Raw genomic sequence first — 25,642 nt, 5'->3', positions numbered from 1 at the left:
ATACGTATGTGGCTACGTAGAGGCGGCGATGCGCGACTATGAGAGGCTGGCCTTCCTGCATGCGCCGGATGCGACGCTGATCCTGGCGGACCGGGTGATCCTGCGTGCCTCGTTGAGGGTCGAGGCGGTTTTCGGCTGGGCCCCGCGCGAGCTGGAGGGGCAGTCGATCCGGGCGCTGTATCCGGGCCAGACAGACTATGAGTTGATCGGCGACCGTGCGCGGAAGGCGATGGGGGCGGTGCCGGTTTACCGCGACGAACGCTTCATGCGGCGCAAGGACGGCCAGGTGGTGTGGATGGAGGGGCACGGGACCGCACTGGATCGCGACGACCCGCAGCGGCTGGCGGTCTGGACCTACCGGCCACTGGAGACGGGCGAGGCGGGGGCGGGGCCGCTGACGGCGACGGAAAAGCGGATCGCGCGCTATCTGGTGAATGGCTTCACCTCGAAGGAGATTGCGCTGGCGATGGGATCGTCACCGCGCACCGTGGAAGTCCATCGGGCGAACATGATCCGCAAGATGGGGGTCAGGAACAGTTTCGAGCTGGTCAGCCGGTTGCTGGCGGCGGGCTAGGGGGGTGACGAGCGGTCAGCTCTCCAGTTCCGCCCAGTGCAGGAAGGCCGTGGCGTTGTGCTGGATATAGTCGATCTGCACCCGCTGGCTGCCATCGCCCTGTCGGAACTGCCCCTCTTTATACCAGTCGAGTTGCAGCGACAGATTTTCCGCCGCATGGGCGCGTACCCGGGCCAGAAGATCGGCGGACAAGAGGCCGGGCAGGCGGCGGGCGAGAAGAAGGACGCGGGTCAGCGCCTCGGTGCGGCAGGCGATGGGGGTGGACTGGCGGCGGTAGCGATAGAGCGCGTCGCCGAGGATCGCCTCCATCAGCCCGGTAAGATAGGTCGCGCCCAGCGTCTTCGGCACCAGATCGCGTTCGACGGCCTCGCAGGCGGCATAGGCCATCCAGTGACTTTGCTGCGCCCAGCCATAGCCGCGCCGCATGAGCCCGGTGGTGACGCGGGTCAGATCGGCGTCGGTACTGCCGGTGAGCAAGAGGCCGAAGATCGCCTCGCCAGTGTAGTAGTCGGAGCGGAAGGTGGTGACCTCGCCGGTGGCAAGCACGCGCTTGTGGCGGAAATCGTTGCCGTCGATCTCGTCCAGGGCATAGCGGCGCAACCGGGCGACGGTTTCATCAAGGCCGAGAGGCAGGTCGGTCAGGCTGCCTTGAAGCGCGACGATCCGGCCCACTTCTGCCAGCGCCAGAAGGCCGAGGCCGATCCCGCCGAGCTTGACCATGCCCTTGCCGACCAGCGCAAGGCTGGGCTGGTCGGGCCGGGCCCAGGGCGCGGGTTCCAGCTTGCGGCCGAGGAAGCCGGTCGCGCGCCGGATCGCGTCGAGCGTGGCATCGGTCGGTGCGGCGCCGGTCTCGTTCATCGCGCGGGCCATGAACCACAGCGTCCCGCTGTGCCGCAGGAGATTGTAGCCGTCGTGGCGCTGGTCGGTGTCGCCGACCTCATGCGCATAGATGAAGCGGCCACCGGGTAGCGTGATCTGTGCAAGGTGGTCCAGCGATGCCGCCACGATGTCGCGCGAAAGGGTGGGCGTGACCGCGAGGGGTGCTGCTGGCATGGGGGCTCCGTCGGGCTGGAATGACGCGGCGCAAGCTAGACGGTATCGACGGAGAAAGGCAAGGTGCGGGCTTTCCGCCGTCCCGGTCAGAAGCTAAAGTCTCAGGCGTTGCCCGCGTGGTGAAATGGTAGACACAGGGGACTTAAAATCCCTCGGCTGAAAGGCCTTGCCGGTTCAAGTCCGGCCGCGGGCACCACTCCAGATCAGTCAATTCAGAGAAAGCACCGAGGTCGCTGATCGGAATTTCGATCCCCCTCTTCGTCTACCTGTGTCGGCATGTTGCGGCGCCCTCCTGCGCGATAGGAAATTGGGGTGTCGGCGGAGCGGACGGTTTGACCTGAGGGACGGTCGTCGAGCCGTTCTTCGGGCAGGCTGGCGCGCCGATGCAGGCATGATCCATGTCGCCGGGTTCGGACTGCGGGGGCAAGATAGCCCGCCTCGCCCTCGGCATTGGTGCTGTCCCGTTGTTCCTCGTCGATCGGGCGGGAAAGCCCGCGACCTTTGTCAGGATCGGGATGGTGCGGCGTGGCGGTCGCGGCGCATCCGGGAAAGCGGCCGCTCATGCGCGCTGTATCGCGGTGGTAGCATTGGGTCGCAGAGGCCCGTCCGTGGAAGCGCCAGGCCTGGGTCAAGCGGTTGCGTCCGCGACGCCCAGATCGAAGGTTTCACCCGGGAAGAACTTCGCCAGCCGGATGTCGGCCGAACGGGCGTGTCCCTCCATCCCTTCCAGCCGCGAGATCCGGGCGGTGGCCTCGGCCAGCGGGCGGGCGGCGGCGCGGGTGGCGCGCTGCCAGGTCACGGTCTTCATGAACTTGTGGACGGAGAGCCCGCCGGTGTAGCGCGCTGCGCCTGACGTCGGAAGGACGTGGTTCGGGCCCGAGGTCTTGTCGCCGAAGGCCACGGTCGTCTCCTCGCCCAGGAACAGCGAGCCATAGGCGCGCAGCCGCCCAAGCCACCAGTCGAGGTCTAGGGCCTGGACGTGCAGGTGTTCCGGTGCGTAGCGGTCGGCGACCTGGGCCATCTCTTCCCGGTCGGCGCAGAGGATGACTTCGGCCATGTTGTCCCAGGCGGCGCGGGCGCTTTCGCGGTTCACCTCGGGAAGGGAGGCGATCAGCTCGGGCACCCGGCGGATGACCCGCTGCGCCAGCGCCTCATCGGACGTGACCAGCCAGACCGGCGAGTTGTAGCCGTGCTCGGCCTGGCCGACGAGGTCACAGGCGACCATCTCGGCATCGGCGGAGGCGTCGGCCAGGATCATGCTGTCGGTGGGGCCGGCGAACATGTCGATGCCGACCTGGCCGAAGAGCATCCGCTTCGCCTCGGCGACATACTGGTTGCCGGGGCCGACCAGGATGTCCGCCCGGGGCAGTCCGAAATGGCCGTGCGCCATTGCCGCCACGCCCTGAACGCCGCCCAGGTTCAGGATCACATCCGCCCCGCAGAGGTCCATCGCGAAGAGGATCGCCGGCGGAATGCCGACGCCGGGGCGGGGCGGGGAGCAGGCGGCGATGTGCGGTACGCCCGCGACCTTGGCGGTGGTGATCGTCATGATGGCGCTTGCCACGTGACTGTAACGACCGCCGGGCACGTAGCATCCTGCCGCCGAAACCGGAATCTGTTTCTGCCCCGCCGTCAGGCCCGGCAGGATTTCCACCGCGCAGTCCGAGAGCGTTGCCTTCTGTGCCTCGGCAAAGAGGCGGATATTGGCATGGGCGAAGCGGATGTCCTCTTTCAGCCGCTCGGGCACCTGGTCGGCGGCGGCCTTCAGGCTTTCGCGCGAGACGATGATGTCTCCCGACCATTTGTCGAAGGTGCGGGAATAGTCCCGCACCGCCTCTTCGCCCGAGATCGCGATGCGGGCCAGCATGACCTGCACCAGGTCGCGCACGTCCTGATGGTCGGTCTCGGGCGTCGTCGCGGCTTGCTTGAGGTAGATCATCGACGGGTCTTTCCGCTACATCCGGCCCTTCCAGGGCACGAGGCGGCGCTCCAGGAAGCGCATCATCAGGTCGAAGGCAAAGGCGATGGTGGCGATCACGAAGATCCCCATGATCACGACCGAGGTCTGCAGGAACTGGCTGGCCGACAGCACCATGTAGCCAAGGCCGCTTGTGGCCGCGACCATCTCGGCCGCAACAAGGGTGGTCCAGCCGAAGCCGATGCCGACGCGCATCGCCGTCAGGATCTCGGGCATGGCCGAGGGCAGGATCACATGGCGCATCACCTGCCAGCGCGTCGCGCCGAAGGAATAGGCGGCGTGGATCTGCTCGATGGCGGCCGACTTCACGCCGGAGCGCGCGCCAAGCACGATGGGCGCGAAAATCGACAGGAAGATGAGCAGAACCTTGGACGTCTCGCCGATGCCGAACCAGATGATCATCAGCGGCAGGTAGGCCAGAGGCGGGATCGGGCGATAGAACTCGATCGGGGGATCGAAGATGCCGCGCATCAGCGGGCTCATCCCCATGGCGAGCCCGAGCGGCAGTCCGATGGCGCAGGCCAGGATGAACGCCCCGAAGACCCGCGCTGTCGAGATCAGCACATGGTCCAGGAAGGAGGTGTTGGTGAACCCCTCGCGCCAGATCTGGGCGAACTTGTCCAACACCGACTGCGGCGAGGGCACGAAGAGCGGCTTCACCAGGCCAAGCGCGGTGATCAGCCACCAGATGAACAAGAGCGCCAGGACCGAGGCGACCGAGAGCCAGAAGGTGCTGCCCTGGCCGGGAACGCCATAGATTTCGCCGGGCCTGGTGGGGCGCGCACGCGCAAGGCGTGACCAGAGGCCGGGGCCCTTTGCGGGGCGTGGATCGGTCATTCGACAGCCTCCTCATCGGCGAAGATGATGTTCAGCACCTTCTCCCGCAGCGTGATGAACTCGGACGAGGCCTTGACCTGGCGGGCAGGGGTGCCGCCCTGGAACTGGCGCGAGAAGGGCAGATCGAAGACATGGGTGATGCGGCCCGGCCGGGGCGACATCACGATCAGCTTGGTGCCCATGAACAGCGCCTCTTCGACGCTGTGGGTGATGAAGAAAACCGATTTCCCGGTCTCGCCCCAGATCCGCAGGATCAGCTCCTGCGCCTTCTCGCGGGTCAGCGCGTCGAGGGCGCCAAGGGGTTCATCCATCAGCAGGATCCTCGGATCGCAGGTCAGGGCCCGGGCGATGCCCACCCGCTGCTGCATCCCGCCGGAAAGCTTGTAGACGGGCGAGCTTTGGAACCCGTCCAGGCCCAGGAGGCCGATGAATTCGTTGGCGGTGCGGTAGCGGTCCTGCTTGCCGATGCCCTGGATCTGCAGGCCGAAGGCCACGTTGTCGATCACGTTCAGCCAGGGCAGCAGCGCGTGTTTCTGGAAGACCACGGCGCGGTCGGCCCCTGGACCCATCACCGTGCGGCCGTCCAGCGACAGTCCCCCCGAGGTGGGCGACAGGAAGCCGGCGATCAGGTTCAGCAGGGTGGACTTGCCGCAGCCTGAGGCGCCGAGCGCCACGACGAACTCGCCCTCCCCGATGTCGAGGTTGATGTCGCTTAGCGCAGCAACGGGGGGCCGACCGTCGGCCGCCGGATAGATGACCGAGACATGGTCTATTTTCAGGCTCAAGATCCCGTCCTTCTGCGCTGGGGGTGGCGCCGCCCGGGCCGATGCATCCGGGCGGTCGCCTGTTTCCTCACTGGGCCGCAGCGGCGGCGTAGGTCGGGTTCACGAAACCGGAGTAGTCGTCCAGCGTCGCGTCGATCCGGCCGGCACCCTTCAGGAACTCGGCCGTGGCCTTGATCTTGTCGGCGGCAGAGCCCAGCCAGGCATCCTCGACCTGCGTGGCCATCGGCAGGTAGGTGAAGCCCGAAATGATCTCGGGCACCTGGGCCGGGTCGGCCCCGGTCGCGGCGGCAAGCGCCTTGACCTCGGCACTGTCGGCGGTCCAGGCGGCCGGATCGGCCAGATACATGCCGTTGACCTTGTCGAGCGCCTTCAGGAAGGCAACGATCTTGTCGCTGTTCGCCTCGGCGAAGGCCTTGTTCACGACCCAGCCGTCATAGGTCGGATAGCCCCATTCGGCGGTCTGGTCGGCCCCGATGATCAGGGTGCCGGTCTTCAGGATCTCGGACTGCACCGGCTGCCAGACCCACGCTGCGTCGATGGTGCCCTGCCCCCAGGCCGCGGCGATGTCGTCGGGCTTCATGCCGACGATGTTGACATCTGTTTCGCTCAGCCCCTCGTGCTGCAGGGCGCCCATCAGCGAATAATGCGCAGTCGAGCCCATGGGCACGCCCACCGTCTTGCCCTTCAGGTCGGTGACGGAGGCGATGTTCGACCCGTTGCGCGCGATCAGCGATTCCGCTTTGCCAAGCACCCCGGCGTAGGCGATCATCTCGATTTCCAGGCCCGAGCTTGCCGCGATGGCGATGGGCGAGGAGCCCAGTTCGGACAGCACGACATCGCCCGAGGCCATGGCGGCGATCACGTCGGTTCCCGCAGCGAACTTGCGCCATTCGATTTCCCAGCCCGTCGCCTTGGCCAGTTCGTCGGTGGTCGACAGCAGCTGCGTGGGCGTCGGGTTGCCGAAATGGCCGATGATGATCTTCTCGGCCAGGGCCTGTCCGGCAAGCAGGACCGACGCTGCGGCGCCGAGCAGAATATGTTTCAGTTTCAGGCTCATCGTCGTCTCCTCTGTTGGGTAACGTCTTCTTGGTTCAGTTCACGCCGTTTGTCGACCGCGGCCGTCGGTGGCGAAAACCCGGATCGCCTCGACAAGCACGTCCAGAGTATCGAAAGCCACTGCGTCCTCTGCCGTGGCCCCGGGAACAAGCGAGAACTCGGTGCAGGCAATCATCTGCACGGAAGCCCCGCGCTGCAAGAGTCCGTCTGAGGCGCCGCGCAGGATCGCCCGCGCCTCGGGGCCGGGGCCGCCGGCCTTGATCTGTCGGATCGCCCCCAGCATCGCGGCCTCGTCCTTGGGATAAAGCGCGGCGACCCCGGACCGCGCCAGCGCCGCGTCGAAGAGACCGATCCTGCGTACGGCTGGCGATGCCAGGATGCCGACCTGCTCGTCGGGTCCCGCAAGCTTTGCGGCCTTCGTGACCGACAGGTCGACCATGTCGATGAACGGCACCGTCACGGCCGACCGGATCGCCGGGGCATAGTGGTGCGCCGTGTTGCAGGGCATCGCCAGCGCCTCGGCCCCGCCCGCGACCAGGCGTCGGGCCATGTCGGCCAGGACCGGGGCGGGATCCTCGCCCGTGCCCTCGATCAGCCGGCGGATGCGCGAGGGGACCTGGGGGTTCTGGTCGACCAGGAGCGGAATGTGGTCGGCGTCGTCGACAGCGGGAATGGCGTCAAGCACCCTCTGCATCAGCAGGATCGTCGCCTGCGGACCCATGCCGCCCAGGATGCCGACGCGCCGCATCTACAGGTCCCACCCGTGCTTCATGCCATCACATCTCCAGTGCTTTCCGTGCCTCGGCAAAGGCCGCATCATAGCCAAACAACCCCGCCGCCCCGCCCGTGTGCAGGAAGACCACTTTCTGACCCCTGGTGAACCGGCCCTTGCGGACATGGTCGATCAACCCCGCCGCACCCTTGCCGGAATAGACCGGGTCCAGCAAAATGCCTTCCAGCTGCGCGAACATGCGGATTGCCTCCAGCGTATCCTCGCGCGGGATGCCGTAGCCCGCGCCGACATAGTTCGAATCGGCCACCACATCGTTGCGCGCGACGACGCCGGGGCAGCCCAGCTTCTCGGCCGTCTGCTGCGCCAGTGTATAGACGTTCTCTTCCTGCTTCTCCTTCGGGGCGCGGACGCCGATGCCCAGCAGCGGGATGCCCGAGTTCAGGGCCTTCAGCCCGGTGATCAGCCCGGCCTGCGTGCCCGCGCTGCCGGTCGCCGTGACGATATGGTCGATCACCAGCCCGCGGTCATTGGCCTGCGAGACCAGTTCGAAGGCGCAGTTGACGTAGCCGAGCGCCCCGGTCGGGTTCGACCCGCCGCCGGGGATGATATAGGGCTTCCGCCCCTCGCCCCGCAGGCGGTCTGCCAACAGCTCCATCTCGGCGGCCATGTCGACGCCCCCGGCGCGGCGTGAGGTCGTGGCGCCGTGCAGATGGTCCAGAAGCACGTTGCCGTTGGTGTTGTAGTTGGCATCGTTCGAGCCGGTCCGGTCCTCGAGCAGGATGTGGCAGGCGAGCCCCAGCTTTGCGGAGAAGGCCGCCGTCTGCCGGGCATGGTTCGACTGCGTCGCGCCCTGCGTGATCACCGTGTCCGCGCCCTGGGCCAATGCCTCGGCCATCAGGAACTCCAGCTTCCGCGTCTTGTTGCCGCCCGTCGACAATCCGGTGCAATCATCGCGCTTGATCCAGATTTCGGGCCCGCCGAGGTCTTTCGACAAGCGGCCCAGACGTTCCAGAGGCGTGGGAAGATGCGCGAGGAAGACGCGGGGGAAGCGGGCCAGGTGCATCGAGGTCGATCCTTGGGTAACTTGCAGAAGTCAAAGACTTGTCCAGGACAGATGCAATTGCAAATGCGAAATCTGCCGGTTATCTTGCGTATATTGCAAGATCTGGAAATGTGATGCGGCTGGAGTGGCTGGAAGATATCCTGGCGATCAACCAGACGGGCTCGTTCAACAGCGCCGCCGGGCGCCGGAACCTGACACAATCAGCTTTCTCGCGCCGCATCCGGCAGATCGAGGATTATGTGGGGGTCCAGCTTTTCGACCGCAGCCGCAAGCCGGTGCAGCTGCGCCAGATGACCCAGGCCCAGGTCAGCCAGATCGAGCAGGTCGCAGGACTGCTGCGCCAGCTGGTCGTCGATCTGCGGCGGGGCGACCGCGTGGCCTCGAACAGGATCGTGATCGCCAGCCAGCATTCGCTGACGACATCGCTGGCCCCGCAGATCATCCAGGGCATCCAGGACCGCGGCGAAGAGGTCTATGTCCGCCTTCGGTCGGCCAATCTGGACGAATGCTTCGCGCTTCTGCTGTCGCGGACTGCCGACCTGGCCATCGTCTACAGCCTGGAGGATAGCGATCCCTTCGCCGGCGACTATCTGGAAGCAATCGACCTCTGGTCGGACCAGCTCGTCCCGGTCCTTCGCTCGGACCTTGCTCGCGAGGTAATGGCCGGGACAGTGGCGGAGCTGCCTTTCGTTGCTTATCCCAACGAAGTCTTTTTCGGCACGATCATGACCGAGCGGATCCTGCCTGCGCTGGCCGGACGGGCGGTCGCCCAACCCAAGGCGGAAACCGCGCTCACCATCGCCGCGCTTGAATTGGCGGCCGCCGGGGTTGGCACGGCATGGATCCCGCTGACCCTTGCCCGGCTGGCCCTTGCGCAGGGCCGGATCAGTGACCTCTCGCCGGTCCTGCCGAGCTGCCTTCTGTCGATCCGTGCCGTCCGTCTGAAAGGCACCCGCAGCCCGGCCGAAGAGGTGATCTGGAACCACATCTTCGAGATTCGAAGAGCTGGTGCAGTCGGTTCGTGATTTCCGTGTACGGCGCGGTGAAGCGACCAGAAATGATCGCCGGTCGGCGCACCTCGCATCAAATCGAAACAGGCAATGCGGATTTAGCCGGACCGCGCGAGGAGGTAGCGGCGGGTCTCTCGGTCGAAGCCAGTGATGCGCTGCCCTTCGGCAAAAGCCGTCTGCAAGAGCGCGCGAAGGTCGCGGCGCAGGGCCTCGGCGCGCGGCGGATCACTGCGGGCGAGGGACTCGACATCTTCGGGCAGGGCGAGGGGCAGAGGCGTGGCGTCGGCCGATGGCAGGGGCTTGCGGGCCGCAAGGGCCGCGACCTTGGGCGAGGCGAGGTCCCAGTCGACCAAGAGGCGGTCCGAGCCGAGGCCTGCGTTGATCCCGGCCATCTCACCGTAATAATCGGGCAGGTAGGTATCGGATTCGGCGCCGAGGCTGTGGATGTTCAGGCTGGCATTCACGGCCCGTAGCGGGTCGAAGGTCCAGCGCACGCGGGTGATGTTGCGGTGCAAGCACCAGTTGCGCTGGTAGGCCTTGAGCTTGAGGCCGAGGCCCAGGCCGCGCGCCTGCGGCAGGACGGCAAGCCGGTGCGAATGCTGGACCTGCGGGTCGCGGGTGGGGAAGCCGAAGACATAGCCGAGGAGCCGCCCTTCGGCCCAGGCGCCGCCGACAAGCCCGCCTTCGGCCTGGATCACGAACATCAGGTCGGCGGGATCGGGCAGGTCGCCCTCGCCCCAGACCTGGCGTTGCAGATCCTCGGCGGCGCGGAATTCGTCCATCCCGGCAAGGTCGCGCAAGATGACCTCGGTCATGGCCGGAAGTCCTGTGTGGCAAGCGTGGCGGTGGCGAGATAGTCGAGGTCGAGCGTGACGCCGATGCCCGGGCCCTTCGGCACCGACATCCGACCGCCGACGCATTCCAGCTTCTCGCAGATGATGTCGCGGGTGAAATAGCGGCTGGCCGAGGAGGTGTCGCCGGGTTTGGTGAAGTTCGGCAGGGTCGAGAGGTGGATGTTGTGCGCCCGGCCCACGCCGGATTCCAGCATCCCGCCGCACCAGACCGGCACCTGGAAGGCGGCGCAGAGGTCGTGGATCTGCCGGGCCGCCGTGTGCCCCCCGGAGCGTCCGACCTTGATGTTGATGACCCGCGCCGCGTCGGTTTGCAGCGCCTTGCGGGCATGGTCCACCGTGCGGATGCATTCATCCAGACAGAGGGGCGTCCGGATGCGCTTTTGCAGGGTGGCGTGGTCGTGGATGTCGTCCCAGGCCAGGGGTTGCTCGATATAATCCAGTGCGAAATCGTCCATCCGGCGGATCAGGTCGCTGTCGGCGAGCGTGTAGCAGCAATTGGCGTCGACGGTCAGGTGCGCATCGGGGAAGTCGCGGCGCACGGCTTGCAGAAGCGTGATGTCATGGCCGGGCTTCACCTTGAGCTTGATGCGCTTGTAGCCCTGCTCCAGATGCGAGGCCACCCGGTCCAGCGTGTCGGCGATGGGGCCGATGCCGAGTGAGACGCCGACGTCGATGGCCTCGCCCTCGCCGCCGAGCAGGGTCTGGAGCGGCAGGTTCAGCGATTTCGCCCAGAGGTCCCAGAAGGCCATCTCGACAGTGGCCTTGGCCATGTGGTTGGCCCGCCAGGGCGCGAGTTTCCGGGCCAGCGATTCGGGATTGGCGAAGCTTTGGCCCACGACCTGCGGCAAGAGAACGGTGGCGAGAAGGTCCATCGCCCCGGCGACGGTTTCCTCCAGATAATCCGGCAGCGGGTCCATCACGCCCTCGGCATGGCCCTCGATCCCGTCGGCCCGCAAGGTCAGCAGGGGAAACACCTTTTCCGTCAGCGTGCCGGTCGCGATGGTGAAGGGCGTGACCAGCGGCAGGCGCACCAGTCGCAGGGTCGCCCCGTCGATCAGGAGGGGCGCGCGGGTTGCTGTCGGGTCAGGCATCGCGGTCCTCCGCTGCGGGTTGTTCATTTTAGCTTACTTGCATCGTTGACCGAATGAAAGATTCCTGACACGCTCCTCCGCAAGCGGGGGATGCGCCGATGGACCAGGTCGAACTTGCGGGGGCGGAGGACGCGGGCGATGCCCCGTCCGGCGACCTGCGGCAGAGACTGGCGCAGGCGACGGAAGCCGGCACCCCCGCCGAACGGACCCTGGCGCACTACCTGCTGGCGAACCTGCCCTCGCTGCCGTTCGAGACGGCGGCGACGGTGGCGACCAAGGTTGGCGTCTCGGAAGCTTCGGTCGGGCGGTTCTGCCGGTCGATCGGCTATCGCCACCTGAAGGACCTGAAATCCAGCCTTCAGGTCGACCTGGGCGAAAAGGCCTGGCTGATCGGTGACCGGCTGAAGGATTTCCACCGCCGCAGCCAGCAGGGCAACGCCGAGCTTGCCCGCGCGCTGGAGCAGGAGATCGCGGCGCTGGTCGCGGTCTATGAATTTGCCGCGACGCCTGTCTTCCAGGCTGCGGTGCTGCGGTTGGCCCGGCGGCCTTCGGTCTGGGTGGCGGGCTTCCAGACCGAACGCGGCCACGCGGCGGAACTGGTGCACAACCTGCAATACCTGCGGGCCGGGGTGCATCTGGCCGATGTCTCAGGCGGGCATTTTGCCGAAGTGCTGCTGTCGGACGCCGCAGATACCACGCTGGTGCTGATCGACGGTCGCCGTTATTCGCGGCTGACGCGCGACCTGGCCCTTGCCGCACGCGAAGCGGGGATCCCGGTGACGCTGATCACCGACCCCTATTGCGACTGGGCGCCGGGTGTCGTGACCGAGCTTTTCGCCGTGCCGACCGACCTGAACCATTTCTGGGACACCACCGCCGCCATGTCTTCGTTGATCGGGCTGATGGTGAACGGGGTGTTCCGCGAGCTTGGCGCCGAGGTGGAGGAGCGGATGGCCCGCGTCTCGGCGCTCTATGGCGGTTTCATCGGACATACCGTCCCGGGGCGAAACCCGGGCAAGACCTGACACCGAAAAAAGCAAACAGAGAGGACTGTCATGACCCATTCCTTCCGCAAGACCCTGCTTTCCGCCAGCGTCAGCCTGGCCGCAATGCTGGCCGCCCAGGCCGCCACTGCGCAGGAGGCCGTCTTCGTGATGGCCGGCAACGAGGTGGGCGCGCCCACCTACAACCCGATCAAGGCCACGATGCTGAACACGGCGACGGGCCTGATCTTCGACCGCCTGGTCAGCCAGGCCGCCGACCTGTCCTATCACCCCTGGCTGGCCGAAAGCTGGGAAGAGGCCGCCGACGGCATGTCCTGGACCTTCCACCTGAAGCAGGGTGTGACCTTCCACAACGGCGAGCCCTTCAATGCCGAGGCGGTGAAGGCCTGGATCGAGCTGTTCAAGACAACCGAGGGCGAGAACGCCTACATGGCCGAGGCCATTGCCTCGGTCGAGGTGGTCGATGACCAGACCGTCAAGTTTGTCATGTCGCGGCCCGAACCCAACCTGCTGTATAACCTGTCCTCGACCTTCATGAGCGTGGTGGAGCCGAAATCCTTTGCCGCCCTCGGCGACGATTTCGGCGTGACCGAGGTCTACGGCACCGGCCCGTTCAAGCTGGAAAGCTTCAGCATCGGCCAGGAAACCGTGCTGGTGCGGAATGACGACTACACCTGGGGCCCGCAACTGGCGACGAACCACGGCCCGGCCAAGATCGCACGCGCCACTTTCCGCGAGATCCCCGAGGATTCGACGGCCTTCCTCGAACTGAAGACCGGCGGCGTCGACATGCTGCTTTCGGTCCCGCCCGACCTGACCGGAGAGATCGAGAAGGAGGCGAATCTTGCCGTCGTCACCCTGCCGGGCGCCGATGTCTGGTACATGCCGATCAACGTGACCAAGGCCCCCTTCGACGACATCCGCGTGCGCGAGGCGGCGGCGAAGGCGATCAACCAGGAGGAAATCCTCGCCTCGGTCTTCGGCGGCGTGGGATCGACTGCGGACACCTTCCTGATTTCCGCCCTGCCGGAAAGCCATGTCTCGGACGGCGCGAAGATCCACTACGACCCCGAGCGCGCCAATGCGCTTCTGGACGAGGCGGGCTGGGTGATGGGGGCGGACGGGGTGCGCGCCAAGGACGGCCAGCCGCTGAAGGTGACGCTCTGGACCCAGAGCGACAGCATCTTCCGCCGCCTGACCGAAGTGGTGCAGGCCCAGCTGAAAGCCGTGGGGATCGAGGCCGAGATCACCACATTCGACAGCTCGATGATCCGCGACCAGTACAAGACGGGCGAGCAGCAGCTGGCGGTGCGGTCCTACAACTGGGACAACGCCGATATCGTCGACTGGTTCTTCGGCGGCGACCGGCTGGGATACCCGAACGTGTCGATGTTCAACGATCCGAAAGCCGAAGAGCTGCGCACCGCCGCGATGACGGGGGCGAAGAACATGGACGAGCGGATCGCCAACTTCACCGCCTATCATGAATATGTGCTGAGCCAGTTCCCGATGGCGCCGATCTACCAGCCGGTCCAGGCGATGGCCTACAACAAGGACCGCATCTCGGTGCCGGAAAAGATCGACGCGCCCTCGTTCGGGTCGGCGATGTTCATGGATCTGGAAGTGAAGGAGTAACCGGCGACAGCAGGAGCACCGGCATGTTCGCCTATCTGGTCCGACGGGTCCTGATGCTGGTGCCGGTGTTCCTGGCGGTATCGGTCGTCATCTTCTCGATCCTGCATTTCATCCCCGGCGACCCGATCGACAACCTCTTGAAGCCCGGGTCGTCGCCCACCGCCCGCGCCGAGATGGAGATGCGCTACGGGTTGGACCGGCCGCTGCCGGTGCAATACGGCATCTGGTTGTCGAAGGTGGTGCAGGGCGACCTCGGCACCGCCATCGTCGCCCGCCGCCCGGTGGCCGACCTGATCGCGCAGTCCCTGCCGCATTCGCTGCGGCTGGGGGGGCTGGCGCTGCTGTTCTCGACGGTGGTCGGCGTGGGGCTGGGCATCGTCGCCGCGCTGAACCGCGACCGTTGGCCGGACCGGGCGGTCATGGGCGGGGTGCTCCTGGGGTCCACCCTGCCGAGCTTCTGGTTGGGGCTGATCCTGATGCTGGTCTTCTCGGTCTGGCTGGGCTGGTTCCCGGTTTCCGGCGCGCGGGGCTGGGGGTCTCTGGTGCTGCCGGTGCTGACCATCGGGCTGGGCGGCACGGCGCTGGTCGCGCGCGTGACACGTGTGTCGATGATCGAAGCGGCGGAGCGCGACTTCGTGCTGCTGCTGCATGCCAAGGGCCTGTCGCCACTGCGCATCCAGCTGCGCCATGTGTTGCGCCACGCGCTGATGCCGGTGGTGACGATCCTGGCGCTGCGGATCGGCTGGATCCTGGGGGGCGCGGTCACGGTCGAGGTGGTCTTCGCCCGGCCCGGTCTGGGCACGCTGCTGATCAAGTCGCTCAGCCAGCACGATTATCCGGTGGTGCAGGCCTGCCTTCTGATGCTGGCGATGGCGGTGATGCTGGGGACTCTTCTGGGCGACGTGTTGCAAGCCCTGATGGACCCGCGCGTCCGGGCGGCGCTGGCATGAGCGCCCCCGCCTCTCTGCGCGCCCCGGCGCCCCTGCGCGCGCTGCGCCGCCCGCTGGGCGCGGTGGCGGGCTTCTGGCTGGCGCTGGTCGTGCTGGCGGCGGTCTTCGCGCCGGTCCTGTCGCCCTATGGCTACGACATCCAGGCGCTGAAAGAGGCCTACCAGCCGCCCTCGGCCGCGCATTGGCTGGGGACGGACGAATTCGGCCGCGACCTGCTGACCCGGCTGATCTTCGGAGCGCGGACCTCGCTGTCGGTCAGCGCCACGGCCATCGCGGTCTCGGTCTTCTGCGGCATGGTGCTGGGCGCGGCGGCGGCCTGGTTCGGCGGCTGGTTCGACCGGGCGGTGACGGTGGTGGCGGACCTGACCTGGTCCTTCCCGGAAATCCTGATCGCGCTGATCCTGGTCGCTATCATCGGCCCCGGCACCTTGGGCACGATGATCGCCATCTCGGTCGCCTATCTGGCGCAGTTCACCCGGCTGACGCGGGCGCAAATCCTGACCCTGAAGGGCGAGACCTTCATCGAGGCCGCCCGCTCGCTCGGCGCCTCGAACGGCCATATCCTGTTCCGTCATCTCCTGCCCAACGCGCTGGCCCCGGTGCTGGTCTCGGCCATGCTGGCCACGGGCGACGCGATCATCCTGGAGGCGACGCTGGGCTTCTTCGGCCTTGGCGCGCAGCCGCCGGTGCCAAGCTGGGGCGGCATGATGTCGGCGGGGTCGGCTCTGGTGTTCAAGGCGCCCTGGGTGATCCTGTTCCCCGGCCTGACCGTGGCGATCACCGTCGTTGCGATCAACCTCTACGGTGACGCGCTGATCGCCGCGCTGGATATCCGGTCCCGGCTGCGGAGGGCGGCATGACCGCGCTTCTGGAGATCGACCGGATCGAGGTCGCCATCGGGGCGGTGCGGCTTCTGGACGGAATATCGCTGTCGGTCGACCGGGGCCGCATCCTGGGGCTGGTGGGCGAAAGCGGCTCGGGCAAGTCGCTGACGGCGCTGGCGGCGCTGGGCCTGTTGCCGCTGATCGGCGGGCGGATCACCGGGGGCGCGGTGCGGTTCGACGGACAGGACATGGGGGCGATGAGCGAGGCGGGGCGGCGCGCGCTGCGTGGGCGGCGGATCGGCTTTGTCAGCCAGAACCCGATGACCGCGCTCGACCCGGTGCAGCGGATCGGGGCGCAGATCGACGTGGTCAGCCGGTTGCATCTGGGCCTGACCCCGGCAGCGGCCCGGGCGCGGACGCTGGAGCTGATGACTCAGCTGCGCATCCCCGAGGCCGCTGCGGTCGCCGAGGCCTGGCCGCACCAGCTGTCGGGCGGGATGAAGCAGCGTATCGTCATCGCGATGGCGCTGGCGGGCGATCCCGACCTGATCATCGCGGATGAGCCGACCACCGCGCTGGATGTGACGGTGCAGGCGCAGATCATCCAGATCCTCGGCGCGCTGGTGCGGGACCGGGGGGTGGCGCTTCTGCTGATCACGCATGACATGGGCGTCGTGGCGCAGCTCTGCGACCAAGTGGCGGTGCTTTATGCCGGACGCCTGGCCGAGGAGGGGCCTGCCGCGCCAATCTTTGCCGCGCCCGCGCATCCCTATACCCGCGCGCTGATCGGCTGCATCCCGCAGGATGGCATGGCGAAGGGCGCGCTGCGCGGCATTCCGGGCGCGGTGCCCGGCGCGCTGGACTTTCCGCCGGGCTGCCGTTTCCACCCGCGCTGCCCGCGCGCCTCGGACCTGTGCCACCGCGAGGCTCCGGGTTTGATCCCGCGCGGCCCGGATCATGTCACCGCCTGCCATCACCCGGAGGGGGCCGCATGACCGGCCCGCTGATCCGCATCGAGGCGCTGACCCGGCGTTTCCAGACCGGCGGCGGGGTGCTGGCCCGCCCGCGCGAGATGCTGGCGGTGCGCGAGGTCACGCTGGACATCGGCAAGGGCGAGGTGGTGGGCGTCGTCGGCGAAAGCGGCTGCGGCAAGTCCACGCTCGCCCGGCTGGTCCTGCGGCTGATCGAGCCGACCTCGGGCCGGGTCAGCTTCGACGGCACGGACCTGTCCAGCCTGTCGCCCGCCGCGTTGCGCCGGATGCGGCGGCGGATGGCGATGGTGTTCCAGGACCCCTATTCCAGCCTCGACCCCCGCTTCACCCTGGCCCGCGTGCTGGAAGAGCCGTTCCGGGTGCAGGGCGAGGCGCTTGCCCTTGACCGGCTGGACGAAATGCTGGCGGCGGTGGGCCTGCCCGCCGCGATGGCGGAAAGCCACCCGCACCAGTTGTCGGGCGGCCAGCGCCAGCGCGTCGGCATCGCCCGGGCGCTGGCCTTGCGGCCCGACTTCGTGGTGCTGGACGAGCCGACCGCCAGCCTTGACGTGTCGATCCAGGCGCAGATCATTGCGCTGCTGGCCGACCTGCGCGACCAGCTGGGGCTGACCTATCTGTTCATCAGCCACGACCTTGGCCTGGTGCGCTATTTCTGCGACCGGATCGTGGTGATGTATCTGGGCGCGGTGGTCGAGGTGCTGCCCACCGCCAAGGCCGCGCCGCGTCATCCCTATACCCGCGCGCTGACGCAATCGGCCTTCGTCCCCGACCCGGCCCGTCGCCGTCAGCTGGCGCCGCTGGCCGGAGAGATTCCGAGCCCGTTCAACCTGCCGCCGGGTTGCGCCTTCGCCAGCCGCTGCCCGCTGGCCAGCGACCGCTGCCGGGCCGAACGCCCGGTGCTGTCGGATGACCCCGACCATCCCGTCGCCTGTTTCCACCCGCTCTGAAAGGCCCAACCGATGCCCTTCCACGTTCTCACCGGCTCATTCGTCCATGAAAGCAACACCTTCAAGAAGGGCGAGACCGGGTTGCAGGACTTCCGCGACGAGGTGTTGGACGAGGGGCAGGCGGCCATCGACCGCTTCGGCGATGTGAACGACGAGCTTGCGGGCTTTCTGGACGTGGGGCGCGCGGCGGGCTGGCGGATCACGCATTCTGTCTCGGCCCATGCCAACCCCGGCGCACGGGTTGCGCGCGAGGCGTTCGAGCATCTGGCGGGGATCATCGTCGAGGCGGCGCGCGCGCATCGGGACACGCTGGACGGCATCCTGCTGTCGCTGCACGGGTCGATGGTCCCGAGCTTCTGCGAGGATGGCGAGGGCGAGCTGCTGCGGAGGCTGCGGGAGGTGGTGGGGCCGGACCTGCCGATCGCGGTCACGCTGGACCTGCATGCGATGGTGACAGAGGCAATGGTGGATCAGGCGCAGATTCTGGTCAGTTACAAGACCTATCCGCATGTCGACATGCGCGTCACCGGACGCCACGCCGCGCGGCTGCTGGATGCCACGATGCGGGGGGACATACGGCCGCGCACCCTGCGGCTGGGCCTGCCGATGCTGGACGAGGCAAATGCCGGGCGCACCGATGTGCCCGAGTCGGCTGCGCTTTACCACCGCGCCGCCACGCATGAAGCCGAGCCCGGCATCCTGGCCGTATCGATCAACGCCGCCTTCTCCGAGGCCGATATAAGCGAGATGGGGGTGACGGTGCTGGTGACGCATGACGAGGGCGCGGCGACCCGCGCGGGGGAGATCGCGCGGGGGCTGGCGCAGACGATCTGGGACCAACGCGCTTCGGTCTCGAACGATTTCCTGACCCCGGAGACGGCGGCGGTCGAGGCGGCTGGCTTCGATGCAGGCCGGGGGCCGCTGGTGATTGCCGATTATGCCGACAACCCCGGCGCGGGGGCCTATGGCGATGCGACGGCGCTGCTGGCGGCACTGTTGAAGGCGGGGGTGACGGGTGGCGCCTTCGCCCCGATGATCGACCCCGGGGCGGCGGCGCTGCTGCACCGGCACCGGGTAGGGGAGACGGTCACGCTCGACCTCGGCGGCAAGTGCGACCCGGCCTTCGGTGGCGGGCCGCTGCGGCTGACCGGCGAAATTCTGCACCTGTCGGACGGGACCTATACCGGCGACGGGCCGATCCTGGGCGGGATCACCCACAGCTTCGGCCCGACCGCGGTCTTCCGGGTGCAGGGCATCGACATCCTTGTCGTCACCCTGAACGAACAGATGCTCGACCTGCAACAGGTCCGGACCTTCGGGATCGAGCCCGCGCGCCTGCGCTTTCTGGTGGTCAAGTCGATGCAGCATTTCCGCGCCGCCTTCGAGCCCATCGCGGGCAGGGTCATCGTCTGCGACACGGGCGCGCTGGCGACGCCGCAGGCGCATCTGCGGCCCTATACCCGTGTCCGTCGCCCGGTCTGGCCGCTGGACCGCGAGACGGTCTGGCCATGACGCTCAGTCGAGGGTGCGCCGGAACCGGCTGAGCGCAAGCACCGCGAAGACCAGCACGAAAAGCGCCAGCACAGCGAGATGCTGGCTGACGGCGGGCAGGTCCGCGCCCTTCAGCATGATGGCCCGGATGAAGCGGAGGAAATGCGTGAGCGGCAGGATCTCGCCCAGTGCCTGCGCCCAGCCGGGCATGCCCCGGAAGGGGAACATGAAGCCCGAGAGCAGGATCGAGGGCAGGAAGTAGAAGAAGGTCAGCTGCATCGCCTGCATCTGGGTGCGCGCGACAGTCGAGATCAGGTAGCCCAGGATCACCAGCGCCATGACGAAGAGCCCGACCCCCGCCAGAAGCAGGGGCAGGCTGCCGAGGAAGGGCACCCGGAACAGCAGACGGGCGACGCCGAGCACGACCAGCACCTGCACCGCGCCGACGGCGAAATAGGGCAGGACCTTGCCCAGCATGACCTCGGCGGGGGTGACGGGCATGGCGAGCAGGTTCTCCATCGTGCCGCGTTCGATTTCGCGGGTCAGCGCCATCGCCGTCATCATCACCATCGTCATTTGCAGGATGACGCCCAGGAGGCCGGGAACAATGTTGTACTGGGTGATGCCTTCCGGATTGTAGCGGCGGTGAACCACGACCGAGAGTTGGGTGGCGGCGCGGGCCCGGGCCTCGGCCTCGCCCCCGGTTTCCCGCAGGAGCGCGTCGGCGGCGACGGTGCCCAGCGTCGAGATCGCGCCGGAGGCCACGGCCGGGTCGGTCGCATCGGCCTCGATCAGGATCTGCGGATGGTCGCCGCGCTGGACACGATGGCCGAAGTCGGAGGGCACGGTGACGACGAAGCTGACATCCCCGCGCGAGATCAGGAATTCGGCCTCGGCGGCGGTCAGCCCGACATGGGTGAAGCGGTAGTAGCCGGTGGTTTCCAGCGCGCTGACCATGGCGCGGGTGAAGCGATCCTGGGTCGGCGCGACCAGCGCGGCGGGCAGGCCCTTCGGATCGTTGTTGATCGCGAAGCCGAAGAGCATCAGCTGCATCAGCGGCACGCCGATCATCATGGCGAAGGTGATCCGGTCGCGACGCATCTGGATCACCTCCTTGGTGATCAGCGTGCGCAGCCGACGCAGCGAGAAGAGACGGTCGAGCGCGGCTTTCATGCCGCGTTGTCCTGTGCCGCGCCCATCAGTTGTATGAACACATCTTCCAGGCTGGGTGCCGCTTCGGTCAGCGCGGTGGCGGTCTGGCGGGCGACAGCACCTGCCGAACGGCGCAGCGCCGCGCCGTCGCGACCGATGACGTGCAGCGAAGTGCCATAGGCCGCGACCTGGTCGACCCCCGGCATCCCGCGCAGAAGCCGCGCGGCCTCGGCCACATCGGTGCCTTCCAGAACAACCGTGGTGAGACCCGCATTCCGCACCATCTCGGCCACCGTGCCCTGCGCGACAAGCCTGCCATAGGCGATGTAGTTGATCCGGTGGCAGCGCTCTGCCTCGTCCATGTAATGCGTCGAGACGAGGACGGTCAGCCCCCCGGCGGCAAGCTGGTGGATTTCGTCCCAGAACTCGCGCCGGGCCTTGGGGTCGACCCCGGCGGTCGGCTCGTCCAGCATCAGCAGGCGCGGACGGTGCATGATGCAGGCGGCCAGCGCCAGCCGCTGCTTCCAGCCGCCCGAGAGCGAGCCGGCCAGCTGTCGTTTGCGCGACGTGAGGCCAAGGTCGGCCAGTGTGTCGGCCACCACCTTCCGCGCAGGGTCAAGCGCGTAAAGCCCGGCGACGAAGTTCAGGTTCTCCTCGATCGTGAGGTCCTCGTAGAACGAGAAGCGCTGGGTCATGTAGCCGACCTCGCGCTTGATCGCGGCCCCGTCGCGGCGGATGTCATGGCCCAGCACCTGCCCCTCGCCCGCATCGGGGGTAAGAAGGCCGCACATCATCCGGATCGTCGTGGTCTTGCCCGAGCCGTTCGGGCCAAGGAAGCCCGCGATCTCGCCGGTCTGGACCGTCATCGAGACATTGTCGACCACCGTCCGGCCGCCGAAGCGCTTGACCAGCCCGCGGACCTCGATGGCCGGGGTCATGGCGCGCCCTCCGGCAGGTCGACGTCGACGATCTGGCCGGGCTTGAGGCTGGAGCCGTCGGCGGGGGTCGCCTCGACGAGGTAGACGAGCTTCTGGCGGCTGTCGACCGAGTAGATCACCGGCGGGGTGAATTCGGGGCCGTCGGCGATGTAGCTGATCGTTGCGGACAGATTAGGCGGGCAGCTGTCACAGCTCAAGGCAAGCCGGTCGCCGGGCGCGATGCGGGCGATGTCGGCTTCGGGGACATAGAGCCGCAGGCGGATGGCGCCGTCGGGTAGCAGCGCCAGCACGGGCTGGCCCGCCACCGCGATCTCGCCGGGGCGGCGGATGATGTCGGTCACCATGCCATCAGAGGGGGCGGTCAGGGCGCGCTTGTCCAGTTGCCAGCGCGCATGGTCGCGGGCGGCGGTGGCCTCGCGCAGCGCGGCCTCCGAGGCGGCGATCTCGTCCGGTCGCGCGGGCAGGCGGGCCACGGCGAGATTGGCCTCGATCTCGGTCACGCGGGCTTCGGCCACGGCGGCGGCGGTCGCGGCATCGTCGCGCTGGGTTTCGGTCGCGACCCCGCGCCCGGCGAGACCGAGCAGCCTGTCGGCGGTGCGGCGCGCCTCTTCGGCCTGGGCACGGGCCGAGGCGAGCGAGGCCTCGATCACCCGGATTTCCTCGGGCCGCTTGCCCTGGCGCAGGTCGGCGAGCTGGCTTTCCGCCCGCGACAGCGCAGCCTCGGCCTGCGCCAGCGCGATTTCCGCATCGCGCCTTTCCAACTCGACAAGCGTCTGCCCGCTGGCCACCCGGTCGCCGGAGGCCACCGGCAGCGCAAGGATCTGCGCGGTCGCCACCGGGGCGATCTCGACATAATTGCCTTCGACATAGCCCGTCGCGAAGGGCATCGGCGGCTCGCAGGCGGCGAACAGCCACGACACGAGCGGAATGGCGCATTGAATCACGGCACGGTCCCCCTGTCGGCGTCGAGCATGGCGTCGAGGTTGCGGATGATGCGGTCGGCGATCTGCCCGGTCTCGGCGGCGCCGATGCTGGCCCAGCCCATGCGCCGGGCGACGACGGGCTGGCCGATGCGGAAATACATGAGCTGCCCGACCAGTGTGAAGACGGCCAGGCGGGTGGCTTCGTCTTCCGGATCGGTGCCGGCGGCAAGGCCCCAGAGCGCGCAGAGTCTGCGGTGGGTCGGCTCGGCGAAGCCGGTGTAGACCGCCTCGATCCCCGGCCCGCTGTCGGCCAGTTCGCGCAGCATGAAGGGGACGACTTCGCTGGCGCCCCCGTCGCCGAGCAGGAAGCCCGCCATGCCGCGGACCAGCCGGTGCAGTTCCGCCCGCGCCTCCGCTGCCGTGGCGGTGGTGGTGCCCGAGGCTGCGGTCATCGCCGCGCCCAGACGCCGCCCGAATTCCCCGGCGCATGCCAGACGCAACCCGTCCTTGCTGCCGAAGTGATAGGCGATGGCAGCGATGTTCGCCCCGGCTTCGGTTGCGAGCTGGCGGACCGAGGTGGCGGCGAAGCCCTGCTGGCCGAAAAGCCGCAGCCCTGCCTCGATCAGCGCGCGCCGGGTGCCTTCGGGGGGAGGGATGTCATTCATGCGAGCACCGTAATCAAACGTTTGATTGAAAGCAAGATCAAAGACCGGGAGGCCGGAAAAGTGATTGCGGGGGCCTTGACCTTCCCATCATGGGAAGCCTCATATGGGGGTGGTCCCCGCAAAGGAAGGATCAACCATGACCGCGCCCCTCGCCGAAGCCACCCTGTCGCTGCCGATCACAGGCATGAGCTGCGCATCCTGCGCGGGCCGTGTCGAACGCGCCTTGAAGGCGGTTCCCGGGGTCTCGGCGGCCAGCGTGAACCTGGCGATCGAGCGTGCCGAGGTGCGGGGGATCGCCTCGCCGGAAACCTTGGTCGAGACGGTTCGGAAGGCCGGATACGATGTGCAGGTCGCAGCACAGGAACTGGTGATCGAGGGGATGACCTGCGCCTCCTGTGTCGCGCGGGTGGAGCGGGCGTTGCAGGCGGTGCCGGGGGTGGTGCTGGCGCATGTGAACCTCGCCACGGAAAGCGCGCGGGTCGAGGGGCTGGCCGAGACTGGCGCCCTGATCGGCGCGGTCAAGGCGGCGGGCTATGTGGCGCGCGTGGCCTCGGCTGCGGTCGAGACCCCGACCGTGCGCCGCGAACGCGAGGCGAAGGGGCTGACCCGCGACCTGATCCTTGCGGCGGCGCTGACGCTGCCGGTCTTCGTGCTGGAGATGGGCGGGCACATGATCCCGTCCTTTCACCACTGGGTGATGATGACCATCGGGCAGGGGACGAGCTGGCTGATCCAGTTCGCGCTGACCACGCTGGTGCTGGCCGGGCCGGGCCGGCGGTTCTTCGTCAAGGGCATCCCGGCGCTTTTGAAGGGCGCGCCGGATATGTCGTCGCTGGTGGCGGTGGGGTCGGGCGCGGCCTGGGCCTACTCCACGCTGGCGACCTTCGTGCCGCGGCTGCTCCCCCCCGGCTCGGTCGCGGTTTATTTCGAGGCAGCGGCGATGATCGTGACGCTGATCCTTCTCGGGCGGCTTCTGGAGGCGCGAGCCAAGGGGCGGTCGTCGCGGGCCATCGAGCGGCTGGTCGGATTGCAGCCCGCCGTGGCGCATGTCCGGCGCGATGGAGCTGTGAGGGATGTTGCGGTGGCCGAGCTGCGACCGGGCGACCTTCTGGAACTGCGGCCGGGTGAGAGGGTGCCGGTGGACGGGGTGGTGACAGAGGGGGCCAGCTGGATCGACGAGAGCATGGTCACGGGCGAGCCCTTGCCGGTCGAGAAACGCGCGGGCGACCGGGTGATCGGCGGCACGGTCAACCAGACCGGCGCGCTGGTGCTGGAGGCGGTGGCGGTCGGCGCGGATACCATGCTCGCGCGGATCATCCGCATGGTCGAGGCGGCGCAGGGCGGGAAGCTGCCGATCCAGGCGCTGGTTGACAAGGTGACGCTCTGGTTCGTGCCCGCGGTGATGGCGGTGGCGGCGCTGACCTTCCTGGTCTGGCTGGCCTTCGGCCCTGCACCTTCGTTGCCGATGGCGCTGGTGAACGGCGTGGCGGTGCTGATCATCGCCTGCCCCTGCGCGATGGGCCTGGCGACCCCGGTGTCGATCCTGGTCGGCACCGGGCGGGGGGCCGAACTGGGGGTCCTCTTCCGAAAGGGCGAGGCCTTGCAGGCGCTGCAAGGAATTGAGGTGGTGGCCTTCGACAAGACCGGCACGCTGACGGAAGGCAAGCCCGTGCTGACCAGCTTCCAGCCTGCCGAGGGCGAGACGAAAGAGGCGCTGCTGCCGGTGCTGGCTGCGGTCGAGGCGCAGTCGGAGCATCCCGTGGCCCGCGCCATCGTGGCGGCGGCGGAGGGTCTGACGCTTCCATTGGCGGAGGGCTTCCTCGCCAAGCCCGGCCACGGCGTTTCCGCGCGGGTCGGGGGCGCGGAGATTGCACTCGGCTCGGCGCGCGAGATGGGCAAGCGGCGCGTGGACATCGCGGGCTTCGCGGCCGAGGCCGAGCGGCTGGCTGACCGGGGCGAGAGCCCGATCTATGCCGCGCGCGACGGCAGGGCGGTGGCGCTTTTGGCGGTGGCCGACCGGGTGAAGCCCACGACCCCCGCAGCGATTGCGGCGCTCAAGGCGCTGGGGCTGAAGCTGGCAATGATCTCGGGCGACAATGCCCGGACGGCGCGGGCCATCGCGCGGGATCTCGGCATCGACGAAGTGGTGGCCGAGGTCACGCCCGAGGGCAAGGTCGAGGCGTTGCACAAGCTGAAGGCGCAGGGCGCGCTGGCCTTCGCCGGCGACGGGATCAACGACGCCCCGGCGCTGGCCGAGGCGGATGTGGGGATCGCGATGGGCACCGGCACCGACATCGCCATCGAGGCGGCGGATGTGGTGCTGGTTTCGGGCCGCCTGCCCGCTCTGGCCGACGCCATCGGGCTGAGCCGCGCGACGATGCGGAATATCAAGCAGAACCTGTTCTGGGCCTTCGCCTACAATGCCGCGCTGATCCCTGTGGCGGCGGGGGTACTGTATCCGGCCTTCGGCATCCTGTTGTCGCCCGTGCTGGCGGCGGGGGCGATGGCGATGTCATCGGTCTTCGTCCTGACCAACGCCCTGCGGCTGAAACGCTATGGAGCCCGCGCATGATGAACATCGGGGAAGCCGCCCGCGAAAGCGGCGTGTCGGCGAAGATGATCCGCTATTACGAGGAGACGGGGCTGATCCCGCCCGCCGGGCGCACCGGGTCGGGCTATCGCACCTATGGACCGAAGGAGGTGCAGGTCCTGCGCTTCGTCCGCCGGGCGCGCGACCTGGGCTTTCCGATGGAAAAGGTCGCCGATCTTCTGGCGCTCTGGCGGGATCGCAGCCGGGCAAGCGCGGACGTCCGGCAACTGGCCGAGGCCCAGGTCGAGGCGCTCGAATCGCGCATCCGCGAGATGCGGGAAATGAAGGCGACGCTGGAGAATTTGGTCCACGCCTGCGCCGGTGACGACCGGCCGGACTGCCCGATTCTGGATGATCTGGGGGGACAGCGTTCGGCAACCCATTGTGCCACAAAGACAAACGAACCTGCCAACGAAAATCGTTGACAGATCACACATCCGCAGAAAACTATACTGACCAGTAAAGCATTTTGCAGGTGGACGAATCGTCGCACCTGG

General features: G+C 67.9%; 24 protein-coding genes and 1 tRNA gene. 12 read left to right on the top strand and 13 right to left on the bottom strand.

The features are described from left to right. The first annotated feature begins 28 nt into the window (after positions 1 to 28). On the top strand, positions 29 to 574 hold the full coding sequence (locus JNJ68_RS13580; protein WP_294982917.1) for a LuxR C-terminal-related transcriptional regulator: 546 nt from the start codon (positions 29 to 31) through the stop codon (positions 572 to 574). Between the two features lie 15 nt (positions 575 to 589). Here JNJ68_RS13580 and JNJ68_RS13575 read toward each other — a convergent pair whose 3' ends face one another. Then, the gene (locus JNJ68_RS13575; RefSeq protein ID WP_294982916.1) at positions 590 to 1,627 is read right to left on the bottom strand and encodes a hypothetical protein; all 1,038 of its coding nucleotides are present in this window, start codon (positions 1,625 to 1,627) and stop codon (positions 590 to 592) included. Between the two features lie 110 nt (positions 1,628 to 1,737). Here JNJ68_RS13575 and JNJ68_RS13570 point away from each other — a divergent pair. After that, positions 1,738 to 1,823 (top strand) — tRNA-Leu (locus JNJ68_RS13570). Between the two features lie 432 nt (positions 1,824 to 2,255). Here the strand turns inward: JNJ68_RS13570 and hisD are convergent. The 6 genes from hisD to JNJ68_RS13540 form a co-directional block, all read right to left on the bottom strand. Then, complete coding sequence (hisD, locus tag JNJ68_RS13565) at positions 2,256 to 3,566, bottom strand: histidinol dehydrogenase (protein WP_294982915.1); 1,311 nt, start codon at positions 3,564 to 3,566, stop codon at positions 2,256 to 2,258. 15 nt (positions 3,567 to 3,581) lie between these two features. After that, a complete protein-coding gene (locus tag JNJ68_RS13560; RefSeq protein ID WP_294982914.1) occupies positions 3,582 to 4,442 on the bottom strand; it encodes an ABC transporter permease subunit in 861 nt (286 codons plus the stop codon). Next, on the bottom strand, positions 4,439 to 5,230 hold the full coding sequence (locus JNJ68_RS13555) for an ATP-binding cassette domain-containing protein (protein WP_294982959.1): 792 nt from the start codon (positions 5,228 to 5,230) through the stop codon (positions 4,439 to 4,441). The genes JNJ68_RS13560 and JNJ68_RS13555 overlap by 4 nt, the downstream gene beginning before the upstream one ends. Positions 5,231 to 5,294: 64 nt before the next feature. Beyond that, positions 5,295 to 6,284 (bottom strand): ABC transporter substrate-binding protein, encoded by a 990-nt coding sequence (locus JNJ68_RS13550; RefSeq protein ID WP_294982913.1) that lies wholly within the window; start codon positions 6,282 to 6,284, stop codon positions 5,295 to 5,297. 39 nt (positions 6,285 to 6,323) lie between these two features. Beyond that, positions 6,324 to 7,031: an amino acid racemase gene (locus tag JNJ68_RS13545; RefSeq protein ID WP_294982912.1), complete on the bottom strand. Its 708-nt coding sequence runs from the start codon at positions 7,029 to 7,031 to the stop codon at positions 6,324 to 6,326. Between the two features lie 28 nt (positions 7,032 to 7,059). Continuing rightward, positions 7,060 to 8,079: a D-cysteine desulfhydrase gene (locus tag JNJ68_RS13540; protein WP_294982911.1), complete on the bottom strand. Its 1,020-nt coding sequence runs from the start codon at positions 8,077 to 8,079 to the stop codon at positions 7,060 to 7,062. A gap of 113 nt (positions 8,080 to 8,192) precedes the next feature. Between JNJ68_RS13540 and JNJ68_RS13535 the strand changes: the two genes are divergently transcribed. After that, the gene (locus JNJ68_RS13535; protein ID WP_294982910.1) at positions 8,193 to 9,104 is read left to right on the top strand and encodes a LysR substrate-binding domain-containing protein; all 912 of its coding nucleotides are present in this window, start codon (positions 8,193 to 8,195) and stop codon (positions 9,102 to 9,104) included. A gap of 83 nt (positions 9,105 to 9,187) precedes the next feature. Here the strand turns inward: JNJ68_RS13535 and JNJ68_RS13530 are convergent, their stop codons facing one another. Beyond that, positions 9,188 to 9,904, bottom strand: coding sequence for a GNAT family N-acetyltransferase (locus JNJ68_RS13530; RefSeq protein ID WP_294982909.1), 717 nt, complete (start codon positions 9,902 to 9,904; stop codon positions 9,188 to 9,190). Beyond that, positions 9,901 to 11,034, bottom strand: a complete 1,134-nt coding sequence (menC, locus tag JNJ68_RS13525) for an o-succinylbenzoate synthase (protein WP_294982908.1) — start codon at positions 11,032 to 11,034, stop codon at positions 9,901 to 9,903. Before menC ends, JNJ68_RS13530 begins: the two co-directional genes overlap by 4 nt. Before the next feature lie 98 nt (positions 11,035 to 11,132). Between menC and JNJ68_RS13520 the strand changes: the two genes are divergently transcribed. From JNJ68_RS13520 to JNJ68_RS13490, 7 genes are read left to right on the top strand one after another with little or no spacing between them, the layout of a single operon-like run. Further along, on the top strand, positions 11,133 to 12,059 hold the full coding sequence (locus tag JNJ68_RS13520) for a MurR/RpiR family transcriptional regulator (RefSeq protein ID WP_294982907.1): 927 nt from the start codon (positions 11,133 to 11,135) through the stop codon (positions 12,057 to 12,059). A gap of 30 nt (positions 12,060 to 12,089) precedes the next feature. Then, positions 12,090 to 13,673: an ABC transporter substrate-binding protein gene (locus JNJ68_RS13515; RefSeq protein WP_294982906.1), complete on the top strand. Its 1,584-nt coding sequence runs from the start codon at positions 12,090 to 12,092 to the stop codon at positions 13,671 to 13,673. 23 nt (positions 13,674 to 13,696) lie between these two features. Beyond that, entirely contained in the window at positions 13,697 to 14,623 is a 927-nt protein-coding gene (locus tag JNJ68_RS13510) for an ABC transporter permease (protein WP_294982905.1), read from the top strand. Further along, positions 14,620 to 15,483, top strand: a complete 864-nt coding sequence (locus JNJ68_RS13505; protein WP_294982904.1) for an ABC transporter permease — start codon at positions 14,620 to 14,622, stop codon at positions 15,481 to 15,483. Before JNJ68_RS13510 ends, JNJ68_RS13505 begins: the two co-directional genes overlap by 4 nt. Next, entirely contained in the window at positions 15,480 to 16,442 is a 963-nt protein-coding gene (locus JNJ68_RS13500; RefSeq protein WP_294982903.1) for an ABC transporter ATP-binding protein, read from the top strand. The genes JNJ68_RS13505 and JNJ68_RS13500 overlap by 4 nt, the downstream gene beginning before the upstream one ends. Beyond that, on the top strand, positions 16,439 to 17,386 hold the full coding sequence (locus tag JNJ68_RS13495; RefSeq protein WP_294982902.1) for an ABC transporter ATP-binding protein: 948 nt from the start codon (positions 16,439 to 16,441) through the stop codon (positions 17,384 to 17,386). Before JNJ68_RS13500 ends, JNJ68_RS13495 begins: the two co-directional genes overlap by 4 nt. 12 nt (positions 17,387 to 17,398) lie before the next feature. Continuing rightward, complete coding sequence (locus tag JNJ68_RS13490; RefSeq protein ID WP_294982901.1) at positions 17,399 to 18,898, top strand: M81 family metallopeptidase; 1,500 nt, start codon at positions 17,399 to 17,401, stop codon at positions 18,896 to 18,898. Between the two features lie 3 nt (positions 18,899 to 18,901). Here JNJ68_RS13490 and JNJ68_RS13485 read toward each other — a convergent pair whose 3' ends face one another. From JNJ68_RS13485 to JNJ68_RS13470, 4 genes are read right to left on the bottom strand one after another with little or no spacing between them, the layout of a single operon-like run. Next, a complete protein-coding gene (locus JNJ68_RS13485; protein ID WP_294982900.1) occupies positions 18,902 to 20,050 on the bottom strand; it encodes an ABC transporter permease in 1,149 nt (382 codons plus the stop codon). After that, positions 20,047 to 20,967, bottom strand: a complete 921-nt coding sequence (locus JNJ68_RS13480; RefSeq protein WP_294982899.1) for an ABC transporter ATP-binding protein — start codon at positions 20,965 to 20,967, stop codon at positions 20,047 to 20,049. The genes JNJ68_RS13485 and JNJ68_RS13480 overlap by 4 nt, the downstream gene beginning before the upstream one ends. Next, positions 20,964 to 21,854 carry an HlyD family efflux transporter periplasmic adaptor subunit gene (locus tag JNJ68_RS13475; RefSeq protein WP_294982898.1) on the bottom strand — a complete coding sequence of 297 codons (891 nt, stop codon included), beginning with the start codon at positions 21,852 to 21,854 and terminating at the stop codon, positions 20,964 to 20,966. The genes JNJ68_RS13480 and JNJ68_RS13475 overlap by 4 nt, the downstream gene beginning before the upstream one ends. 53 nt (positions 21,855 to 21,907) lie before the next feature. Further along, positions 21,908 to 22,555, bottom strand: coding sequence for a CerR family C-terminal domain-containing protein (locus JNJ68_RS13470; RefSeq protein ID WP_294982897.1), 648 nt, complete (start codon positions 22,553 to 22,555; stop codon positions 21,908 to 21,910). Between the two features lie 136 nt (positions 22,556 to 22,691). Here JNJ68_RS13470 and JNJ68_RS13465 point away from each other — a divergent pair, with 136 nt between their 5' ends. Continuing rightward, on the top strand, positions 22,692 to 25,127 hold the full coding sequence (locus JNJ68_RS13465) for a heavy metal translocating P-type ATPase (RefSeq protein ID WP_294982896.1): 2,436 nt from the start codon (positions 22,692 to 22,694) through the stop codon (positions 25,125 to 25,127). Beyond that, positions 25,127 to 25,570, top strand: coding sequence for a Cu(I)-responsive transcriptional regulator (cueR, locus tag JNJ68_RS13460; protein WP_294982958.1), 444 nt, complete (start codon positions 25,127 to 25,129; stop codon positions 25,568 to 25,570). The genes JNJ68_RS13465 and cueR overlap by 1 nt, the downstream gene beginning before the upstream one ends. Positions 25,571 to 25,642 lie beyond the last annotated feature (72 nt).

This window comes from Tabrizicola sp., from assembly GCF_016793705.1.
Lineage (GTDB): Bacteria > Pseudomonadota > Alphaproteobacteria > Rhodobacterales > Rhodobacteraceae > Tabrizicola.
This window is presented reverse-complemented; position numbering and strand designations above follow the sequence as displayed.

Excerpts from the sequence above, each read along its gene's own strand:
- JNJ68_RS13510 (WP_294982905.1), top strand. The coding sequence starts at position 13,697 with ATGTTCGCCTATCTGGTCCGACGGGTCCTGATGCTGGTGCCGGTGTTC.
- JNJ68_RS13550 (WP_294982913.1), bottom strand. The coding sequence starts at position 6,284 with ATGAGCCTGAAACTGAAACATATTCTGCTCGGCGCCGCAGCGTCGGTC.
- JNJ68_RS13535 (WP_294982910.1), top strand. The coding sequence starts at position 8,193 with ATGCGGCTGGAGTGGCTGGAAGATATCCTGGCGATCAACCAGACGGGC.
- JNJ68_RS13540 (WP_294982911.1), bottom strand. The coding sequence starts at position 8,079 with ATGCACCTGGCCCGCTTCCCCCGCGTCTTCCTCGCGCATCTTCCCACG.
- menC (WP_294982908.1), bottom strand. The coding sequence starts at position 11,034 with ATGCCTGACCCGACAGCAACCCGCGCGCCCCTCCTGATCGACGGGGCG.
- JNJ68_RS13490 (WP_294982901.1), top strand. The coding sequence starts at position 17,399 with ATGCCCTTCCACGTTCTCACCGGCTCATTCGTCCATGAAAGCAACACC.
- JNJ68_RS13530 (WP_294982909.1), bottom strand. The coding sequence starts at position 9,904 with ATGACCGAGGTCATCTTGCGCGACCTTGCCGGGATGGACGAATTCCGC.
- JNJ68_RS13465 (WP_294982896.1), top strand. The coding sequence starts at position 22,692 with ATGACCGCGCCCCTCGCCGAAGCCACCCTGTCGCTGCCGATCACAGGC.
- JNJ68_RS13470 (WP_294982897.1), bottom strand. The coding sequence starts at position 22,555 with ATGAATGACATCCCTCCCCCCGAAGGCACCCGGCGCGCGCTGATCGAG.
- JNJ68_RS13500 (WP_294982903.1), top strand. The coding sequence starts at position 15,480 with ATGACCGCGCTTCTGGAGATCGACCGGATCGAGGTCGCCATCGGGGCG.
- JNJ68_RS13485 (WP_294982900.1), bottom strand. The coding sequence starts at position 20,050 with ATGAAAGCCGCGCTCGACCGTCTCTTCTCGCTGCGTCGGCTGCGCACG.
- JNJ68_RS13580 (WP_294982917.1), top strand. The coding sequence starts at position 29 with ATGCGCGACTATGAGAGGCTGGCCTTCCTGCATGCGCCGGATGCGACG.
- JNJ68_RS13505 (WP_294982904.1), top strand. The coding sequence starts at position 14,620 with ATGAGCGCCCCCGCCTCTCTGCGCGCCCCGGCGCCCCTGCGCGCGCTG.
- JNJ68_RS13545 (WP_294982912.1), bottom strand. The coding sequence starts at position 7,031 with ATGCGGCGCGTCGGCATCCTGGGCGGCATGGGTCCGCAGGCGACGATC.
- cueR (WP_294982958.1), top strand. The coding sequence starts at position 25,127 with ATGAACATCGGGGAAGCCGCCCGCGAAAGCGGCGTGTCGGCGAAGATG.
- hisD (WP_294982915.1), bottom strand. The coding sequence starts at position 3,566 with ATGATCTACCTCAAGCAAGCCGCGACGACGCCCGAGACCGACCATCAG.
- JNJ68_RS13520 (WP_294982907.1), top strand. The coding sequence starts at position 11,133 with ATGGACCAGGTCGAACTTGCGGGGGCGGAGGACGCGGGCGATGCCCCG.
- JNJ68_RS13560 (WP_294982914.1), bottom strand. The coding sequence starts at position 4,442 with ATGACCGATCCACGCCCCGCAAAGGGCCCCGGCCTCTGGTCACGCCTT.
- JNJ68_RS13515 (WP_294982906.1), top strand. The coding sequence starts at position 12,090 with ATGACCCATTCCTTCCGCAAGACCCTGCTTTCCGCCAGCGTCAGCCTG.
- JNJ68_RS13475 (WP_294982898.1), bottom strand. The coding sequence starts at position 21,854 with ATGCCCTTCGCGACGGGCTATGTCGAAGGCAATTATGTCGAGATCGCC.
- JNJ68_RS13575 (WP_294982916.1), bottom strand. The coding sequence starts at position 1,627 with ATGCCAGCAGCACCCCTCGCGGTCACGCCCACCCTTTCGCGCGACATC.
- JNJ68_RS13495 (WP_294982902.1), top strand. The coding sequence starts at position 16,439 with ATGACCGGCCCGCTGATCCGCATCGAGGCGCTGACCCGGCGTTTCCAG.
- JNJ68_RS13480 (WP_294982899.1), bottom strand. The coding sequence starts at position 20,967 with ATGACCCCGGCCATCGAGGTCCGCGGGCTGGTCAAGCGCTTCGGCGGC.